Source organism: Lentzea sp. NPDC054927, from assembly GCF_053610285.1.
In genome coordinates this window covers 151,259-169,856 of the sequence record NZ_JBSGXZ010000010.1, presented here as the reverse complement: position 1 = coordinate 169,856, position 18,598 = coordinate 151,259, and the positions used below count along the sequence as shown (strand labels likewise).

At 67.6% G+C, this 18,598-nt stretch carries 16 protein-coding genes; 9 read left to right on the top strand and 7 right to left on the bottom strand.

Annotated elements, in window-relative coordinates; all coding sequences use genetic code 11:
- Nucleotides 1-112: 112 nt before the first annotated feature.
- On the top strand, nucleotides 113-1,141 hold the full coding sequence (gene srmL, locus ACWGE0_RS18175) for a PheS-related mystery ligase SrmL (RefSeq protein ID WP_452262029.1): 1,029 nt from the start codon (nucleotides 113-115) through the stop codon (nucleotides 1,139-1,141).
- On the opposite strand, the gene ACWGE0_RS18170 is transcribed toward srmL, so the two are convergent.
- Nucleotides 1,114-1,911, bottom strand: a complete 798-nt coding sequence (locus tag ACWGE0_RS18170) for an SAM-dependent methyltransferase (RefSeq protein WP_452262095.1) — start codon at nucleotides 1,909-1,911, stop codon at nucleotides 1,114-1,116. The genes srmL and ACWGE0_RS18170 overlap by 28 nt on opposite strands.
- Nucleotides 1,912-2,392: 481 nt before the next feature.
- Between ACWGE0_RS18170 and lon the strand changes: the two genes are divergently transcribed.
- On the top strand, nucleotides 2,393-4,744 hold the full coding sequence (lon, locus tag ACWGE0_RS18165) for an endopeptidase La (RefSeq protein WP_452262028.1): 2,352 nt from the start codon (nucleotides 2,393-2,395) through the stop codon (nucleotides 4,742-4,744).
- A gap of 66 nt (nucleotides 4,745-4,810) precedes the next feature.
- Here the strand turns inward: lon and ACWGE0_RS18160 are convergent, their stop codons facing one another.
- From ACWGE0_RS18160 to ACWGE0_RS18145, 4 genes are all read right to left on the bottom strand, one after another.
- The gene (locus ACWGE0_RS18160) at nucleotides 4,811-5,287 is read right to left on the bottom strand and encodes an AMIN-like domain-containing (lipo)protein (protein ID WP_452262027.1); all 477 of its coding nucleotides are present in this window, start codon (nucleotides 5,285-5,287) and stop codon (nucleotides 4,811-4,813) included.
- A gap of 63 nt (nucleotides 5,288-5,350) precedes the next feature.
- Nucleotides 5,351-5,818 (bottom strand): AMIN-like domain-containing (lipo)protein, encoded by a 468-nt coding sequence (locus ACWGE0_RS18155; RefSeq protein ID WP_452262026.1) that lies wholly within the window; start codon nucleotides 5,816-5,818, stop codon nucleotides 5,351-5,353.
- A gap of 20 nt (nucleotides 5,819-5,838) precedes the next feature.
- Nucleotides 5,839-6,285 carry an AMIN-like domain-containing (lipo)protein gene (locus ACWGE0_RS18150; protein WP_452262025.1) on the bottom strand — a complete coding sequence of 149 codons (447 nt, stop codon included), beginning with the start codon at nucleotides 6,283-6,285 and terminating at the stop codon, nucleotides 5,839-5,841.
- Between the two features lie 66 nt (nucleotides 6,286-6,351).
- Entirely contained in the window at nucleotides 6,352-7,215 is an 864-nt protein-coding gene (locus tag ACWGE0_RS18145; RefSeq protein ID WP_452262024.1) for a polysaccharide deacetylase family protein, read from the bottom strand.
- Here ACWGE0_RS18145 and ACWGE0_RS18140 point away from each other — a divergent pair.
- From ACWGE0_RS18140 to ACWGE0_RS18130, 3 genes are all read left to right on the top strand, one after another.
- Nucleotides 7,214-7,741 (top strand): YbhB/YbcL family Raf kinase inhibitor-like protein, encoded by a 528-nt coding sequence (locus ACWGE0_RS18140; RefSeq protein ID WP_452262023.1) that lies wholly within the window; start codon nucleotides 7,214-7,216, stop codon nucleotides 7,739-7,741. The genes ACWGE0_RS18145 and ACWGE0_RS18140 overlap by 2 nt on opposite strands.
- A gap of 363 nt (nucleotides 7,742-8,104) precedes the next feature.
- Complete coding sequence (locus ACWGE0_RS18135; protein ID WP_452262022.1) at nucleotides 8,105-9,478, top strand: mycothione reductase; 1,374 nt, start codon at nucleotides 8,105-8,107, stop codon at nucleotides 9,476-9,478.
- 98 nt (nucleotides 9,479-9,576) lie between these two features.
- Nucleotides 9,577-9,990 carry a hypothetical protein gene (locus ACWGE0_RS18130; protein ID WP_452262021.1) on the top strand — a complete coding sequence of 138 codons (414 nt, stop codon included), beginning with the start codon at nucleotides 9,577-9,579 and terminating at the stop codon, nucleotides 9,988-9,990.
- A 28-nt stretch (nucleotides 9,991-10,018) separates the two neighbouring features.
- On the opposite strand, the gene ACWGE0_RS18125 is transcribed toward ACWGE0_RS18130, so the two are convergent.
- Both ACWGE0_RS18125 and ACWGE0_RS18120 read right to left on the bottom strand, forming a co-directional pair.
- Nucleotides 10,019-10,423, bottom strand: a complete 405-nt coding sequence (locus ACWGE0_RS18125) for a VOC family protein (RefSeq protein WP_452262020.1) — start codon at nucleotides 10,421-10,423, stop codon at nucleotides 10,019-10,021.
- A gap of 78 nt (nucleotides 10,424-10,501) precedes the next feature.
- On the bottom strand, nucleotides 10,502-11,689 hold the full coding sequence (locus tag ACWGE0_RS18120; protein WP_452262019.1) for an MFS transporter: 1,188 nt from the start codon (nucleotides 11,687-11,689) through the stop codon (nucleotides 10,502-10,504).
- A gap of 105 nt (nucleotides 11,690-11,794) precedes the next feature.
- Between ACWGE0_RS18120 and ACWGE0_RS18115 the strand changes: the two genes are divergently transcribed.
- From ACWGE0_RS18115 to ACWGE0_RS18100, 4 genes are all read left to right on the top strand, one after another.
- Nucleotides 11,795-12,466 (top strand): FadR/GntR family transcriptional regulator, encoded by a 672-nt coding sequence (locus ACWGE0_RS18115; protein WP_452262018.1) that lies wholly within the window; start codon nucleotides 11,795-11,797, stop codon nucleotides 12,464-12,466.
- A gap of 52 nt (nucleotides 12,467-12,518) precedes the next feature.
- Complete coding sequence (locus tag ACWGE0_RS18110) at nucleotides 12,519-13,622, top strand: epoxide hydrolase family protein (protein WP_452262017.1); 1,104 nt, start codon at nucleotides 12,519-12,521, stop codon at nucleotides 13,620-13,622.
- Nucleotides 13,619-14,710 carry a winged helix DNA-binding domain-containing protein gene (locus ACWGE0_RS18105; protein ID WP_452262016.1) on the top strand — a complete coding sequence of 364 codons (1,092 nt, stop codon included), beginning with the start codon at nucleotides 13,619-13,621 and terminating at the stop codon, nucleotides 14,708-14,710. Before ACWGE0_RS18110 ends, ACWGE0_RS18105 begins: the two co-directional genes overlap by 4 nt.
- 72 nt (nucleotides 14,711-14,782) lie before the next feature.
- Nucleotides 14,783-18,589 carry a phage tail protein gene (locus ACWGE0_RS18100; protein ID WP_452262015.1) on the top strand — a complete coding sequence of 1,269 codons (3,807 nt, stop codon included), beginning with the start codon at nucleotides 14,783-14,785 and terminating at the stop codon, nucleotides 18,587-18,589.
- The last annotated feature ends 9 nt before the right edge of the window (nucleotides 18,590-18,598 follow it).

Genomic DNA, 18,598 nt, shown 5'->3' with positions numbered 1-18,598 from the left:
GTCATGACGCGATTTAGCCACCCCCGACCCGCGGCGGTGGCGCGCGCCTAAAACCTTCCCGTTGGTCGGGGGACTCCGCATCCCACTCAGGCCAAGCAGAACGGGAAGTCCCATGTACCGCACCGATGAACTCGTGCACGCCCTGAACATCCGTGATCTCACCGATCCCGCGCAGGGCCCGCACGCGATGCAGCTGCTGATCGCCGACCTCAAGGCGGCCGTCGACAACGCTTTGGAAGTCCGCCACCACCCGCTCGTCCCGGTGGAGCACAACTACGAGCATCTCGGTTATCCGACGGACGCGATCACCAGGGAAGCCCGCTACACCAGGTACGTCAGCGAGACGTGCATGCTGCGCAGCCACACCACGGCGATGATCCCGCCGGCGTTGCGGGTAGCGAGCCCGGACGTGACGCTGCTGTGCCCCGGACTCGTCTACCGCCGTGACACGGTCGACCGCCTGCACACCGGCACGCCGCACCAGCTGGACGTCTGGCGGATCTCCCGGCAACCTGAACAACTGAGCGGCCTCATCGACACGGTCGTCACGACGTTGTTGCCCGGCAAGCGATACCGCACGATCGACGCGCAACACCCGTACACCACGCACGGCAAGCAGATCGACGTGTGGGACGACGGCGAGTGGGTGGAGATCGGCGAGTGCGGACGGGCCGCACGGCACGTCCTCAAAGACCATCCGCACGGTCTCGCGATGGGTCTAGGCCTGGACCGGATCCTCATGCTGCGCAAGGGAATCCCGGACATCCGCCTGCTGCGCAACAACGACCAACGCATCGCGACGCAGATGCTGGACCTCGACGAGTACCGGCCGATCTCCCGGCACCCGGCCGCCATCAGGGACATCTCGATCATGGCCGGCCTCGACGAGGACATCGAGACGCTGGGCGATCAGATCCGCGCGCTCGTGCCGGAGGACGTGATCGAGGAGATCACGATCCTGAGCGAGACCCCGGCCGAACAACTGCCGGCGCACGTCCAGGAACGGCTGGAAGCGAGGCCTGGCCAGAAGAACGTGCTCATCCGCGTGACGATGAGGGCGCCGGAGCGCACCCTCACCGACCTCGAGACGAACGGGATCCGCGACCGCCTGCTTCAGGGCTTGCGGGCGACGGCGCCGTAGATGCCGGTGTGGCTGTCCTCGAAGGAGTCCGGGCGCCAGTCGTTGACCACGACCACGCCCGGCTCCAGCATCTCCATGCCGTCGAAGAACCGGGCGACCTCGGCGTGCGTGCGCATCGTGAGCTTGTTGTCCGAGCTGCTGTAGATCTTGGCGATCTCGGCGGCCTCCGCGCGTTCCTGTGCGCTGAGGGTGTCCCAGGTGGCGTGGGTGATGGCCAGGTACGACCCGCTGGGCAGCTCCGACATGTACTCGGCGACGGCCTCGTACGGGCTGTCGCTGTCCGGGACGAAGTGCAGCGCCGCGATGATCAGCACGCCGATCGGCCGGGAGAAGTCGAGGATCTCGCGGGCGCCGGCCATGACCGCGGAGGTCGCGCGCAGGTCGGCGAGAATCGCGCTGGCGTTCGGGTTGTCGGCGAGCAGGGCGTTGCTGTGCGAGACCGCGACGGGCTCGAAGTCGACGTAGACCACGCGGGCGTCCGGGTTGTCGTGCTGGGCGATCTCGTGGACGTTGCCCACGGTCGGAATGCCCGAACCCAGGTCGAGGAACTGGTCGACGCCCTGGGACGCGAGGTGGCGGACCACCCGGCGCAGGAACGAGCGGTTCGCCTGCGCGCTCTGGGCGACGCCGGGGAAGATCTGCTCCACCTGCTTGGCGGCGGCGCGGTCGGCCTCGAAGTTGTGCGAGCCGCCCAGGTAGTAGTCGTACATCCGCGCCACGCTCGGGCGGGTGACGTCGACCGTGGACGGGACCCACTTCAGCTCTTCCATCACGCGCGCATCCTCGCTCGTCGCCGCACGGGTGTCCACCGTCGCGCACCCGAACCGATGTCGCTCGCCGATACGTCACCCGTTACGACGACATCCCTCAGCCCGCGCGCCCGCCCACTCCGGCGGGTGGCCGCCGATCGTCCCGAGCGGGCGTCAGGTCGGAACCAGTGAGGTCGCCGCCATCGGCGCGGTCGGCACGCGGACCGATCTCGCTCGCCAGAAGCCAGCTGGCGGGTGCCCCACCGCACGCCCTGACGCGTCGCACGTCCCGCGCGCGCCCCGGAGCGAACCCTCGCCGGCCGCCCGGACGTCCCGAGCGGGCGTACCGTCGAAGAAGGCGACGCCCTGCCCGTCCGACGCAGGCCGATTTCGCTGGTCAGCCACCCGTCAGAGCTTGCTCGCTGACAGCGAACACCTCAGGGGAACACCACCCGGCTCCAGATGGTTGAGCGGTATAGACTCAACTTTGGAGGATGATGTGATGGGCGAGACGCTGGCCCTGCCGGTACTGCCGCTGGACGACGTCGTGGTGCTGCCCGGCATGGTCGTGCCGATCCGCATCTCCGGTGCGGACGCGAGCGCCGAGGCCCGCGCGGCCGTCGACGCGGCCACGACCGCGGCGAATCATCAAGTGCTGCTCGTTCCACGTCTGGACGGGAAGTACGCGGCCGTGGGAACACTGGCCGAGATCGAACAGGTGGGCCGCCTGCCGGGCGGTGAGCGCGCTGCCGTCGTGCGCGGCACCAAGCGCGTGCGCATCGGCACGGGCACCACGGGGCCGGGCGCGGCGCTGTGGGTCGAGGCCACGATCGCGGACGAGTCCCCGATCACCGAGCGGACGCGGGAGCTCGCGAAGCAGTACCGCGCGCTCGTGACGAACATCCTGCAGACGCGTGGCGCGTGGCAGATGGTCGACTCGGTCCAGCAGATCGACGACCCGTCGGCGCTGGCCGACCTCGCGGGCTACGCGTCGTACCTCGACGAGAAGCAGAAGGTCTGGCTGCTGGAGACGAGTGACGTCACCGAGCGGCTGGAGAAGCTGGTCGAGTGGGGTCAGGCGCACCTGACCGAGCTGGACGTCAACGAGACGATCGCCAAGGATGTCAAGGAAGGCGTCGAGAAGCAGCAGCGGGAGTTCCTGCTGCGCCAGCAGATGGCCGCGATCCGCAAGGAGCTGGCGGAGCTCGACGGCAAGCCCGCCACCGAGCAGGAGGACTACCGGGCCCGCGTCGAGGCCGCCGAGTTGCCGGAGAAGGTCCTCAAGGCCGCGCTGGCCGAGGTCGACAAGCTGGAGCGCACCTCCGAGCAGTCGCCGGAGGTGGGCTGGATCCGGACGTGGCTCGACACCGTTCTCGAGATTCCGTGGAACGAACGGACCGAGGACTCCTACGACATCAAGGCCGCGCGCGAGATCCTCGACGCGGACCACGCCGGCCTGGACGACGTGAAGCAGCGCATCACCGAGTACCTGGCCGTGCGCAAGCGTCGTGCCGACCGCGGCATGGGCGTCGTCGGCGGACGTCGTTCCGGCGCCGTGCTGGCTCTGACGGGCCCTCCCGGCGTGGGCAAGACCTCGCTCGGCGAGTCCGTGGCACGGGCAATGGGCCGCAAGTTCGTTCGCGTGGCCCTCGGTGGCGTGCGGGACGAGGCCGAGATCCGCGGCCACCGCCGCACGTACGTCGGCGCGCTGCCGGGCCGGATCGTCCGCGCGATCAGCGAGGCCGGGTCGATGAACCCCGTCGTGCTGCTCGACGAGATCGACAAGGTCGGCTCCGACTACCGCGGCGACCCCACGGCGGCGTTGCTCGAGGTGCTGGACCCGGCGCAGAACCACACGTTCCGCGACCACTACCTGGAGGTCGAGCTCGACCTCTCGGACGTCGTGTTCCTCGCGACCGCGAACGTGCTGGAGTCGATCCCGGCGCCGCTGCTCGACCGCATGGAACTCGTGCAGCTCGACGGCTACACCGAGGACGAGAAGGTCACGATCGCCAGCGGGCACCTGCTGCCGCGCCAGATCGAACGCGCCGGCCTCACCCCTGAGGACGTCACGTTCGACAAGGCCGCGCTGCACCAGCTCGCGGGCGAGTACACGCGGGAAGCCGGTGTGCGGCAACTGGAACGGGCCCTCTCGCGGGTCCTGCGCAAGGTGACCGCGAAGGTGGCCCTGGGCGAGGAGGAACTGCCGATCACGGTCGACCAGCCGTCGCTGAAGTCGTACCTGGGCAGCCCGAAGAACACGCCCGAGTCGGCCGAGCGCACCTCGGTCCCCGGCGTGGCAACGGGTCTGGCCGTCACGGGCGTCGGCGGTGACGTGCTGTTCATCGAGGCCTCGCTGGCACCCAAGGACACCGGCGCGTCCGGCGTGACCCTCACGGGCCAGCTGGGCGACGTGATGAAGGAGTCCGCACAGATCGCGTTGTCGTACCTGCGTTCGCACGACGACAAGGCGGCGACGCTGGAAGGCCGTGGCGTGCACATCCACGTCCCGGCGGGCGCGGTGCCGAAGGACGGTCCGTCCGCGGGCGTCACGATGACGACCGCGCTGGCGTCACTGCTCTCCGGCCGCCCGGTGCGTTCGGACGTGGCGATGACGGGCGAGATCTCGTTGACCGGCAGGGTGTTGCCGATCGGTGGCGTGAAGCAGAAGCTGCTCGCCGCTCACCGTGCGGGCATCACGACCGTGCTGCTGCCTCAGCGCAACGAGCCGGACCTGGAAGACGTGCCCGAGTCCGTTCGCAAGGAGCTGACCGTGCACTTCGTCTCGGACGTGGCCGAGGTGCTGGAGCACGCGCTGTCAAAGGAAGAAGCCGTCACGACCGTTGCGGCGTAACGGCTTCTGATTAAGACCCCTCGTGGGGCAGTAGCGGCGACTACTGCCCCACGAGGCTTTCTGCTGCTACAGGCCAACGTCGATGACGAGCCGGTTCGGGCTCGTCAGCGTGAACACCCGGTGCCACGAGTTAGTGTTGTTGTAGCCAACCGCAACTCCCAGCGTGGCCTCGAAGTCGCACGTGAGCGCGACCCCGCGGATGTGCTGAAGGCCGGGCGTCGCGAAGTTCTGCGACCCCGTGTACGTCAGGTTCCCGTTGTCGTCGTGCGCTGCCGCACCGCTCAGCGTGACCGCCAGGATCTCCTGGATCCCAGGGCCTGCCACGGTGATCGGATTGCCGGAAGCGCAGTTCGAGACGCTGGTGACCTCACTGACCCAGTGCTCCGTCGGCAGACCGGACAGGTCCAGCACCACCCGGCTGAACCTGTCGTGCTGGCCGGTCCGGATGTTCGACAGCGTGGGCGTGCTCTGCGCCGACGCGATCGGGACGAACGTGAACACCGTCAGCACCGCCAGCAGCACCGCGGCAAGGCGTCTGTTCATCTTGCGCCCCCTCTCCAGGGCTCTTGATGCTCAGTAAGACGTGTGACCCAGGCCACAGTTGCGTCAGTACGAGTAGACGTCGATGACAACCCGGTCGGGGTTGGTCAGCGTGAAGACCTTGTGCCACGAGTTCGGGTCGTTGTACCCGACCGCGATGCCGAGAGTCGCCTCGAAGTCACACGTGATGGCGACGCCCTTCACGTTGGTCAGCCCCTGCGGCACGAAGTTGCGCGGCCCGGTGTACGTCGGATTGAAGTTCTCGTCGTAGGACGCGGCGGTGTAGAGCATCGTCTCAAGGATCTCCGCGCCCTGCACGGGAACCGGGTTGCCCGAACCGCAGTTCGAGACCTCGGTCGTCTCCCTGGAGATGGAGTTGCTCGGCAGGCCGTTCATGTCGAGCACGATCCGCTCGAAGTTCTCGTGCTTGCCGGTCCGGATGTTCGTGAGCTCAGCGTGTCCACTGGCCGACGCCATCGGCACGACCGTGAACACCGCGAGCACGGCGAGCAGCACCGCTACAAGTCGCTTCATTTCTTCTCCCCCTGCGAACGTCAGCTGTGGTTGATGTCGACCACGTACCGGAGCGGGCCGGTCAGGAAGTAGGCCCGGTAGGTCGGGTTCCGGTGGTTCACGCCGATCGCGATCGACAGGTCCGCCTCGAAGTCACACGTGAACACGACGCTCTGCGCCGTCGGCAGTCCCGTGGTGATCTTGCGCGGCCCGGTGTACGAGTGCCCGTCAGCCGGCTGCAACCGCACCTCCAGGAACTCCACCCCCGGCGCCGAGATCGGCTTGCCGGAGCCGCAGCTCACCGGCTCCGAAACCGACGAGACGCTGTCCTCCGGCTGCCCACCCGTCAGATCGAAAACCACGCGATCAAACGTCGCATGGTGCCCAGTCCGAACGTTGGTGAGCTGCGCATAGTCGGCGGCAGAAGCCGCCGGAACGATGCTCATCGCCATCCCCACGGCGACGAGCGCTGCTGCGATTCGCTTCATCTTTCCCCCTCTTGCCACGAAGGCGCCCGCGTTGCTCACGCGCGGGCGGCCCTCCGGGTTGCCCACCTACCCCAGGAAGTCCTCCAACGGCACCGGCGTGAGCCCGTCCTGCTTCGCCCGGTTCAGGAACGCCGTGAAGTCCTCGACGAACGTCGTCCGGAAGTGCATCAGCACGATGTCCCCTGCCTTGAGCTTGTCCCCGGACTGAAATTGCACCCGCCCGTCGTTGACCGCAGCCGTCCAGTTGACCAGCGCCTTGAACCCACAGCTGGCAGCCGCATGCCGAGTAGTCGCGTCGTAGTTGCCGAACGGCGGCCGGAACAACGTCGGCCGCTTGCCGTAGTCGGCTGCCAGGAAGTCCGCGTTCCCGCAGATCTCGTTCTTCTGGAACTCGAACCCCTTGCCCTGCAGGTTCGGGTGGTTGCTCGTGTGACTGTGCACCGTCACAGGCAAGTTCTTGAAGTAGTCCTTGTGCCCCTCGGCGTACTTCGTGTTCAAAAAGGCCGACGGCCACACCCCGGCCTCGATCATCAACTCACGGGCCTTCGGATGCTGCACAGCCCCGTCGTCGATCGTGATGAACACATACGGCTTATCCATCGGAATGTGCGTGACAACCGGCACCATCCCGTCCACGACCGCAGGCGCCTTGGCCTGCACCGTCCCATACGGATAAGGCGGCTCGAACATCCGTTTAGGCCGCTCCGGCGTAGTGGTAGCCACCGCCGACGACCCAGTCGTCAGCACCGGCCCACCGGACCCCGCGTCAGGCGGCTCCCCACACGACACCAACCCGACAACCAGCAAAAACGCAGCAAAAAGCCGCAACCCACCCATCGAAATTTCCCCCTCCACGCGAAAGACGTCGCGCGGGCCCTCCCGGTTGCACGGAGATAGGCTCGAACTGATCACAAAAAGGAGGAGTTCCATGAGCCTCGAGCGCCCAGTCGCTCCAGACCCCTACCAGCTGCTCCCGCAGGTAGGCACCTTCACCGTGACCTCCACAGACGTGCGCGACGGCGAACAACTCCCCGACGCCCAAGTCTTCGAAGGCGGCAACACCTCACCCCAACTCGCCTGGTCAGGCTTCCCCACCGAAACCCGCAGCTTCGCAGTCACCTGCTTCGACCCCGACGCCCCCACCCCCTCCGGCTTCTGGCACTGGGTAGCGGTGAACCTCCCCGCAACCACCACCCAATTGGACACCGGCGCAGGCACCTCGGACGCCACACTTCCGGGTGACGCCTTCCACGTCCGCTCCGACTACAGCACCCACGCCTTCGGAGGCGCCGCCCCACCCAAGGGCGACCACCCACACCGCTACTACTTCGTCGTCCACGCCGTAGACGTGGACAAACTCGACGTAGACAGCGACGCCTCCCCCGCAGTAGTCAGCTTCAACCTCGCCTTCCACACCCTCGCGCGAGCCATCATCACCCCGACCTACCAGCACTGACCGCAGCAGTAGCGACGGCGAAGCCGAGCTGCTCTTGGCTTGAAACGGGAGGTTCCGGTGGGTGGTCCCGTCACGAGTCGTGCCTCAGCTCTTGCTGCACGCTCTGGTACGGCTTGTGACGGGACCACCCACCCGAACCGCACCACCTACGCAACGCAACTCCGCCCAACGCAACAGGCGTGCCATCAACCCACGCGTGGCGTAGGCAGGTCTTTGATCAGATTGGCGGGGTCCGGGGCGGAGCCCCGAAAGCCCTAAACAGAAACCGGCGGTACCAACCCGACCACCACAACCACCGGTCGTAAGCCCCACGTAACCCCCATCCAGGGAACACCAGCCCCCACCCAATGGTTGGATCCACACGTGAGGCACTTCGACCTGGTCATCATCGGCACCGGCTCCGGCAACTCCATCCCCAACGACGCGATGGCGGGCTGGAACATCGCCATCCTCGAAAAGGGCACCTTCGGAGGCACCTGCCTGAACGTGGGCTGCATCCCCACCAAGATGTTCGTCCACACCGCAGACCAGGCCGCAGCCCCGGCCAACGCCAAGAAGCTGGGCGTGGACGCACACACGGATGCCATCCACTGGCCCGAAATCCGCGACCGAATCTTCAACCGAATCGATCCGATCGCCGAAGGCGGCCGAAACTGGCGCGCCAACGAAAACGCCAACGTGACCGTCTACGAAGGCACCGCGACCTTCGAAGACCCGCACACCATCAACACCGGCACCGGCGAAACCATCACCGCGGACCGCATCGTGATCGCGGCGGGCAGCCGCCCCACCATCCCGGCCATCGCCGACCTGGAAACCACCGGATTCCACACCAGCGACACCATCATGCGCCTGGACGAACTCCCCGAGAGCCTGATCATCCTCGGCAGCGGTTTCATCGCCTCGGAATTCGCCCACGTCTTCAGCAGCTTCGGCGTCAAGGTCACCCTGATCGCCCGCTCGAACCTCCTCCTCCGCCACGAGGACCTGGAGATCGCCGAGCGCTTCACCGAAGTCGCCAAGCAGAAGTGGGACGTCCGCCTGCAACGCAAGACCACCCGCGCCGAGAAGACCGCAACCGGCGTGAAGCTGCACATGGAGGGCCCCGACGGCGAGGAAACCGTTGAGGCGTCCCAACTCCTGGTCGCAGTCGGCAGGCAGCCCAACACGGACCTGCTCAACGCGACCAAGGCGGGCCTCGACCTCCACCCGGACGGCCGGATCAAGGTCGACGAGTACCAGCGCACCAGCCAGTCGCACATCCTGGCGCTGGGCGACATCAGCTCGGACTACCAGCTCAAGCACGTCGCCAACCACGAGTCCCGCGTCGTCCAGCACAACCTGCTGAACCCGGACAGCCCCATTGCGAGCGATCACCGGTTCGTCCCGGCAGCGGTGTTCTCCAACCCGCAGATCGCCAGCGTCGGCCTCACCGAAGAAGAGGCCAAGGCAAAGGGAATTCGCTACGTCACCGCCAGCCAGGCCTACGCGTCCATCGCGTACGGCTGGGCGATGGAAGACACGACCGGCTTCGCCAAACTCCTGGCCGACCCGGCCACCGGCCAGCTGATCGGTGCGCACATCATCGGCCCGCAGGCATCATCGGTGATCCAGCCGCTCATTCAGGCGATGAGCTTCGGCCTGGACGCGAAGTCCATGGCACGTGGCCAGTACTGGATCCACCCGGCCATGCCCGAACTGGTCGAGAACGCACTTCTAAACCTGCCGTTGGACTGAACCTCGGGCGAACTGAAGTTCTCTGAACGACTGAAGGCCTTATCCGACAGGGCCTTCCGCAACTGCCGAAATGCCTGACAACCGACAACAATGCGGTGATGACAGACAGAGTTCTCGTCGCCTACACCTCGAACATCGCCGCCACCGACGAGATCGCCGAGATCATCGGCACCGAACTCGCGGGTTGTGGGCTGAGAGTCACCGTGCTCTCGGTCGCCGCCGCGGAAACACTGCACGGGTTCGGTGCCGTGATCATGGGCGATGCCGCGACGCGCGACGCGCATCGATTTGTGCGGCGGCACAAGGTTTACCTCAAACACACGCCCGTGTGGCTGTTCCATCGAGGTATACCGCCGGTGCCCAACGACGTCACGCGCATGGTGCGCAAGCTCGGGGCCGGCGGGCCGGTGAGCTTCGGCGGTGCGGCACCGGACTGGGATCGGGCGAAGGCATGGGCCCGCTACCTCGCCGATCAGCTCACGGTGCTGCACCGCGGGTTCGTCTCGAACTAGTACCTCAAGAACCCAGGCCTGCCAGTACCTAGGCCTGCTGAATCCGGACGGTGTTGCCGGCCGGGTCGCGGAACACGCACTCGCGGGCGCCCCACGGCTGGTCGGTCGGCTCCTGCACGACGTCGCCGCCGCCCGCCTGCAACTTGTCGAACACGCCGTCGAGGTCGGGCGTGGACAGGTTGATGTACGCGTACGAGCCGTTCTCGATCATCTCGGTGATGGCGGTCTTCTGCGTGTCCGTGAGGCCCTCGGCCATCGCGGGCGGTTCGAGCACGACGGCAGAGGCCGCACCCACCGGTGCGACGGTGATCCAGCGCATCGTGCCCTTGCCGACGTCGAGGCGGACCTCCCAGCCGAGCAGGTCGCGGTAGAAGGCCAGCGAGGCCTCGGGGTCGGTGTGCGGAAGGAACGTGGCAGCGATGTTGATTTCCATGCCGACAACGCTAGGACCAGCGCGAATCCACCGCTTCTCGATTCCTGACCAGATGATTTCCTGGCAGATGGTTCCTGACTAGATGTAGCGCGGGCGGCCCGCGATCACGCCCAGCACGGTCAGCACCGCGAGCAGCACCAGCTGCAGCACGAGCGACGTCGTCCAGGTGCCGGTGGCCTCGCGCAGCACACCGAACGCGAACGGCCCGGAAGCCGCGATCAGGTAGCCGAGGCTCTGCGCCATCGCCGACAACCGTGCGGTGTCCGAAGTGGACTTGGTGCGCAGCGACATCACCAGCAGCGCCAGCGGGAACATGCCCATGCCGAACCCGATCAACACCATCCACAGACCGGGGGCCGCGGCGGGCGCCACCAGCATGCCCAGGATGCCCGCGAACGACAGCACGCCGAGCGCCAGCACCATCGGGCCCTGGCTGCGCAACCGTGCGGCGATCGGTGGCACGAACAGGCTGACCGGGACGCTCAGCAGCATCGACACCGCGAGCAGCATGCCGGCGGTGTTCCGGTCGACCCCGGCGTCCACGAGCATCGCGGGCAGCCAGCCCATGACGGTGTAGGCGAACAGCGACTGCAGGCCGAAGAACACGGTGATCACCCACGCCAGCGGGCTGCGCAGCAACGAGCGCTTCTCCACCGGAGCGGCAGAGCGGACGACGGACGCCTCGGAACCGTGCCGCGCACCGGCGAACCACACGATCACCGCGCCGGCCGACAGCAGCGCCCATGCACCGACCGCGAGGCGCCACGAGCCGAGGTAGTCCTCGAGCCGCGGGGTCAGCGCGGCGGCGAGTGCGGCACCGGCGGCCAGCGTTCCCGTGTAGACACCGGTGAACAGGCCGACCTTGTCCGGGAAGGACGCCTTCACCACGACCGGGATCAGCACGTTGGACACCGCGATGCCCGCACAGGCGATAAAAGTGCCGCCCAGCACGACCCATGGACCGTCGATCACGCGCAGCACCAGGCCGAGCGTGAGCACCCCCAGAGAAAGTCCGATCGCACGGGCCATGCCGAGGCGGCGGCCGAGCCACGGCGCCGCGAACGCCGCGAAGCCGAAGCAGAGCGCCGGAACGGCGGTCAGCGCACTGGTCCAAGCGGCCGAAACCCCAAGGGCCGTGCGGACATCGCCGAGCACCGAGGCCAGACTGGTCACCGCAGGGCGGAGATTCGCCGCCGCGAGGGCGACCCCGATCGCGAGCAGCGTGGACCCGACCAGCGGAACGTGACGATTCTTGACGACCGTCACCCTGCGACCTCGATCGGTGGCAGTCTGTGCGGAATAAGTCGTCTGCTGAATCGTCACGCGCACCACTATCGCAGACGTAGGATGTTCGGATGAAAGGATGACGCTGTGCCGTTGGCCACTACCCGACGGGCGGGCCTAGTCGACCAGGTGATCGAGCAGATGCGCAGCGCGATCACCACTGGCGAATGGCCCGTCGGGCAGCGCATCCCGCCCGAGCCCGAGCTGGTCACCGCGCTCGGGGTGGGCCGGAACACGGTTCGCGAGGCCGTGCGCGCTCTCTCCCACGCCGGACTGCTGGAGGTGCGGCAGGGCGACGGCACGTTCGTCCGCGCGACCAGTGAGCTCTCCGGCGCGGTCCGCCGCATGTGCGGAACAGAGCTGAAGGAAGTCCTCCAGGTCCGCCGCACCCTGGAGATGGAAGGCGCGCGTCTGGCCGCCAAGCACCGCACCGACGCCGAGCTGGCACGCCTCACCGAGCTGCTGCGCAAGCGCGACTCGGCGATGGAGGCCGAGCAGTGGGCCGAGGTGATCGAGCACGACACCGCGTTCCACGTGCTGCTCGTCCAGTGCTCGCACAACACCCTTCTGGCAGAGCTCTACCAGGGCTTGACCGAGGCTGTTAAGGCTTCGGTGGCGGCATCTGTCGACACCAGCCAGCCTGGAACCGACCAGGTGTCGCACACCGGCCTGCTGCACGCGGTCCGGGACGGCGACCAGGAGAAGGCGGCGATCGAGGCGGGCGGGTTCTTCGAGGAGTTGATCGAGAAGTTCTGCTGATCACGGTCAAAGCGGACCGCACCTGTCCGCATGAGCTCATAGCGTGGGGGCCATGGAGATCACGCCGTTCCGCATCGAGGTCCCGCAGGCCGAGGTTGACGACCTCCGCTCCCGCCTGGGCAACACGCGATGGCCGGAGGAGGACATGCCGGGTGTCGGCTGGTCCTACGGCATCCCGCTGAGCTACCTGCGACCGCTCGCCGAGTACTGGGCGACCGGGTTCGACTGGCGCGCCCAGGAAGAGCGGATCAACTCCTACCCGCAGTTCACGACCGAGATCAGCGGGCAGCGCATCCACTTCCTGCACGTCCGCTCGAAGAACCCGGACGCGCTGCCGTTGCTGCTGATCCACGGCTGGCCCGGCTCGTTCGTCGAGTTCCTGAACGTGATCGGGCCGCTGTCCGAGGACTTCCACCTGGTGATCCCGTCGATCCCCGGTTTCGGCTTCTCCGGCCCGGTGCGCAGGCCCGGCTGGAACGTGCTGCGCGTCGGGTGGGCGTTCTCGAAGCTGATGGAAGGCCTGGGTTACGACCGCTACGGCGTGCAGGGCGGCGACTGGGGTTCGACCATCGCGCAGGAGATCGGCCGGGTGTTCCCTGAGCACGTCGTCGGCGTGCACCTGAACATGCTGATGACGTTCCGTCCGCAGGGCGTCAACGACCTGACGTCCGACGAGCTGCGGGCGCTGGAGTCGCTCGACCACTACCAGAAGGAACTCTCCGGCTACATGCACGTCCAGCGCACGCGGCCGCGCACGCTCGGCTTCGGGCTGACGGACTCGGCGGCAGGGCAGCTGGCGTGGATCGTGGAGAAGTTCCACGACTGGACGGACAACGAGGGCACGCCGGAGGACGCGGTGGACCGCGACCACATGCTGACCAACGTGTCCATCTACTGGTTCACCCGCACCGCGGGCTCGTCCGGGCAGCTGTACAAGGAGCAGTCGGCGGCGTGGGGCAAGCAGCAGCCGACCACGGTCCCGACCGGTGTCGCGGTGTTCCCGCACGACATCGGCGCGCCGGTGCGTTCGCTGGCGGACAAGATGATCCCGACGATCGTGCACTGGACGGAGTTCGACCGCGGCGGCCACTTCGCCGCGATGGAGGAACCGGACCTGCTGGTCCAGGACATCAGGAAGTTCTTCGGATCACTGTGAGCACAACACTTTCGACCCGCACCCTCAACCGCACGCTGCTGGCGCGGCAACTGCTCCTGGAGCGCACGGCCATGCCGATCGTGGCGGCCGTCGAGCACCTCGGCGGTCTCCAGGCCCAGGCACCGATCCCGCCGTACCTGGCGCTGTGGACGCGACTCGACCCGTTCCAGGTCGACGCGCTGAGCAGGCTGATCATCGACCGCTCGCTGGTGCGGATGACGTTGTGGCGCGGCACGTTGCACCTGATCTCGGCCGACGACGTGTACCTGATGCGCACGGCGTTGCAGCCGGAGCTGAACAAGTGGGCGCGCAACGTGATGCCGCCGGCCGGCAGGGTCGAACTCGACCTGGCCGAGCTGGCGCGGATCACCCGCGAGTACGTCGACACCGAACCGCGCACGGTCGCCGAGGTCGGCGCGCACCTCGAGACGCACTTCCCCGAGGCGAAAGCGCGGGAGCTGTCCACGCAGGCGCAGATGCTGGTGCCGATGGTCCAGGTGCCGCCGCGCGGGATCTGGGGAGTGGGCGGCGTTCCGCAGAACGTCGCGATGGCCACGTGGCTGGGGCGGGACCTGCCGGAGACCGCCGCGGTGCCGGAGCTGATCACGCGGTACCTGCGGGCGTTCGGGCCGGCGACGCTCGCGGACATGCAGGCCTGGTCGCGGTTGACCGGGTTGAAGGCGCACGCGGCCGGGCTGGATCTGGTGCAGTACCGGAACGAGGCCGGCAAGGTGCTGCTGGACGTGCCGGACGGCGTGATCGTGCCGGAGGACACCCCCGCGCCCGCACGGCTGTTGCCCGCGTTCGACAACGTGTTGCTGGGGCACGCGGACCGGACGCGGATCATGAGCGAGGACGCGCGCTCGCGGTGGGGTGCCGTGCGCAACGGCGTGTTCCCGCCGACGTTCCTCGTGGACGGGTTCCTGCGCGGCACGTGGAACGTCGTGGAGACCAAGGACACCGCGACGTTGACGATCGAGCCGTACTTCAAGACCACGAAGCAGGACATGGCGGGCGTGGTCCGCGAGGCCAGGTCGGTGCTGAAGGTGATGGCGCCCAAGAAGGCGCACGTGATCGCTGCCCCTTAGGGCGGGTTTTCGTGCCCCTGCGGGTGTCTCGGGGTCGTGTTCCACCCGAGGTGGGCCGACCAGGCTCGTCGCATGGTCTCCGCACGTCGGTCAGCCGAGGTCACGGGTGCTCTCGCGGACGGCAAGCGCAAGGCGGGCCCTGCGGTCTCCGGCAGCCCGCACGCTTTGCTCGCGTTGCAACGAGACGCGGGCAACGCGGCCGTGGGCGCGCTCATGGCGGCCAAGCAGAAGCAGCCGGACCCGGCGGCGCTCGGTCACATCGACGCGGCGCTGGAGGAGGTCCGCGGCAGCGAGCCCGAGATCGACACGGTCGAGAAGGGCCTCAAGGCGGCCCAGTCGGCCGGGGTGCCGGTGACGCTGGAGGGTCCGAAGCCGCCCGCGTCCGCGCTGGCCGTGACGACGACGGGGTTCGGCCCGAACGCGGTGCAGCCCAAGAAGCCGGTGCCGCCCGCGAAACCGGTGCCGGCGAAGTCCAAGCTCGGCACGGCGGCCGCTCGTCCCGCCGCCAAGTCCGGTGGTGCGTCGGCGAAACCCGCGGCAGCTCCCGCTGTTCCCGCGGTGGCCGCGGCTGATCCGGCGTTCATGCAGGTCACCGAGAAGGTCAAGGGGGTCGCGGCGGCCAAGAAGGCTCATCCGCCCGCCGCGGCCAAGGCCAAGGAGGCGCAGGACGCCGCGCAGGCCCCTGCCGACGACCTCGCGGGGCAGGCGAAGGCCTCCAAGGTCGACTCGATGGACGCGCAGCAGGCGGGGTCGTTCGACAAGCAGGCGTTCATCGCGGCGGTGAAGACCGCGATCGAGGCGAAGTCGCCCAAGACGTTGCAGGAGGGGACCTCACCACAGGGCAAGGCCGACGGGGTCGCCTCCGAGGTGAAAGGCATGGTGTCCCAAGGCAAAGAGGGCCAGGCCAAGGACATCGAGGCGGCCACCGACGCAGCCCCGGACCAGTCGAAGGCGGTGCCGAAGCCGGTCACGCCGATGGCTCAGGAGAACCCCGGCGCCGCCCCGGCGATCCCGGCCGCGGGTGCCGCGCCGAAGCCCGCGCCACCGTCGCAAACCGATCTGACGGCGGGCAAGCAGCAGGTCGCGCAGGAACAGGGCGACGTCACCGACGAGCAGATGCGGCAGTCGAACGAGCCGCAGTTCCACCAGGCGTTGGACGCCAAGCAGACCGCCGCGTCGCACGCCGACACCGCACCGGCCCAGGTCCGCGCGCAGGAACAGCAGGTGATCGGCCAGGCCAAGGCCGACGCCGGCGCGGTCACGGCCGGGGGCGTGGCCGGGATGCAGGGCGCCAAGGGTGCGGCGCTGGCGAAGCTGGTGGCGGACAAGGGAAAGACGAAGACCAAGGACGAGGCCAAGCGCGCGGAGGTGACGACGAGGATCCAGGGCATCTTCGCGGCCACCGAGACCGAGGTGAAGAAGATCCTCGGGGGCATCGACGCGAAGGTCGAGACGGAGTTCACCAAGGGCGAGGCCGCCGCCCGGCAAGCCTTCGAGTCCTTCGTGGCCGCCAAAGTCAACGCCTACAAGCAGGACCGGTACAGCGGCTGGCTCGGCGGATACCGCTGGATCAAGGACAAGGTCCTCAGCGTGCCGGACAAGGTGAACGAGTTCTACACCGCCGGCCGCGAGCTGTACCTGAAGCAGATGGACGGCGTGATCTCCCGCGTCGCCGACATCGTGGGCAACGATCTCTCCCTGGCCAAGCAGAAGATCGCGACCGGCAAGGCCGAGATCGCCGCGTTCGTCAAAACGCTCTCCCCCGACCTGCAGAAGGTCGGCGCCGACGCGTCCGCCGAGATCAACGACCGCTTCGAGCAGCTCGAAAGCGACGTCACCGACAAGCAGAACGCCGTCGTCGACACCCTCGCCACCAAGTACACCGAGGCCCGTCAGGCCGTCGACGAACGCATCGAAGCGTTGCAGGCGGAGAACAAGGGCTTCGTCGACGCCGCGATCGACGCGGTCAAGGGCGTCGTCAACACGATCCGCGAACTCGCCGCGATGCTGCGCGACGTCCTGTCCCGTGCCGCCGCAGTGGTCGGCGACATCGTCAAGAAGCCCGTCGAGTTCCTCGGCAACCTGATCGCCGGCGTGAAAGGCGGCATCCTCAAGTTCAAGGACAACATCCTCGAGCACCTGCGCAAGGGCCTGATGGGCTGGCTGTTCGGCGCGCTGGCCGACGCGGGCATCGAACTCCCGGAGAAGTTCGACGTGCGCGGCATCATCAAGCTGCTGGCGTCGATCTTCGGCCTGACGTGGTCGAACATCCGCAGCCGCCTGGTCAGGCAGATCGGCGAGAAGGCCATGGCCGCGGCCGAGAAGGGCGTCGAGATCTTCCAGGTCCTGACCACCCAGGGTGTTTCCGGCCTGTGGCAGATGCTGATGGAGAAGCTCAGCGACATCAAGGAGACGATCCTCGCGCAGGTGAAGGACTTCGTGATCACGAAGATCATCACCGTCGGCATCACCTGGCTCATCGGCCTGCTCAACCCCGCCGCCGCGTTCATCAAGGCCTGCAAGCTGATCTACGACGTCGTGATGTTCTTCGTGACCAACGGCAGCCGCATCATGAAGTTCGTCAACACCGTCATCGACTCGGTGGCCGACATCGTGCGCGGCAACGTGGGCGGCGTCGTCGACAAGATCAACGACGTGCTCGGCCAGATGGTCCCGATCATCATCGGCTTCCTCGCGAGCGCCATCGGGCTGGGCGGCATCGGCGCGAAGATCCGGTCGATCCTCGAGACCCTGCAGAAGCCGGTGAACAAGGCGCTGGACTGGGTGATCAAGAAGGGGCTGACGCTGGCGGGGCCGATCATCAAGGCCGCCAAGGGTGTCGGCGCCAAGGTCAAGGCGAAGGTGGCCGCCGGCAAGGCCTGGGTGAAGGGCAAGGCGACGGGCGCGGTGGCGGCGGTGCGGGACTGGCTCGGCCTGCGCAAGACGTTCCAGGCGACCGACGGCACGCACACGCTCTACTGGGAGGGCCGGGGCACAGCGGCCAGGCTGACCGTGGCGTCGACACCGACCCCGGTTGAGAGCGTGCTCGTGACAGCTACCCGGCTGATCACCAGCGGTCATGCCCAGCACGCCGCGCTCCAGGCCGCGAAGGCGAAGCAGGCGGAGATCCGCAGGCTGAAGAGGATCGTGGAGGCGGGGCGCGTTCCGACGGACGTCGACGCGCTCAACAACGCGATGAACGACCTGGCCACCTTGATGATCCCACTGGTTCCGATCTTGTTCCCGGCGACGGCCACTACCACCCCTGGCTCGCTGAAGCCCTGGGTGCAGCCGTTCAACCTGGTCAAACTCAAGAAGGAGAACCGCTACGCGATGGTGACCGCCATCGACAGGTCAACCCCGGTGGGGACGCTGGTCAGGTACCAGATCATCCGGCCGCGGCTCGTCTCGACCGACGGATGGGAGGCCCCGACCAGAGGCAGGACCGGCGGGCCGGAGGCGGTGTCGCCCAGCGTGGTGGAGTCCGACTGGGAGGAGTACGTCGACGATCGCCGCAACTTCTATCTCGGGCCGACACAGTCGAAGACGAGCAAGATCGGCAAGCAGGTCGAGGCCAGAATGCGGGCCGAGGGCAAGATCGTCGGGAACGAGGTGCTGTACGCGAGAAGCGCTACCGGCACCGCGCTGCCGCCCGGCCAGGTCACGCGCTATCCGCTGAGCGCCTGCGTCATGGGGCACCTCATCGATGCCGTGACGTGGTGGAACAGCAACGGCCGCTTCACCGGCCCGCAGTCGTCGGAGGCGCGGAGGTTCATGGAGGATCCCGACAACTACGAGATCGAGCCGTCCGGCCCCAACTCGTTGCGCGGTGCGCTGCTCGGCGGCAGCGGGGTCCGCTACCTGCCGTCGACGAAGTGAGGTGCGGCC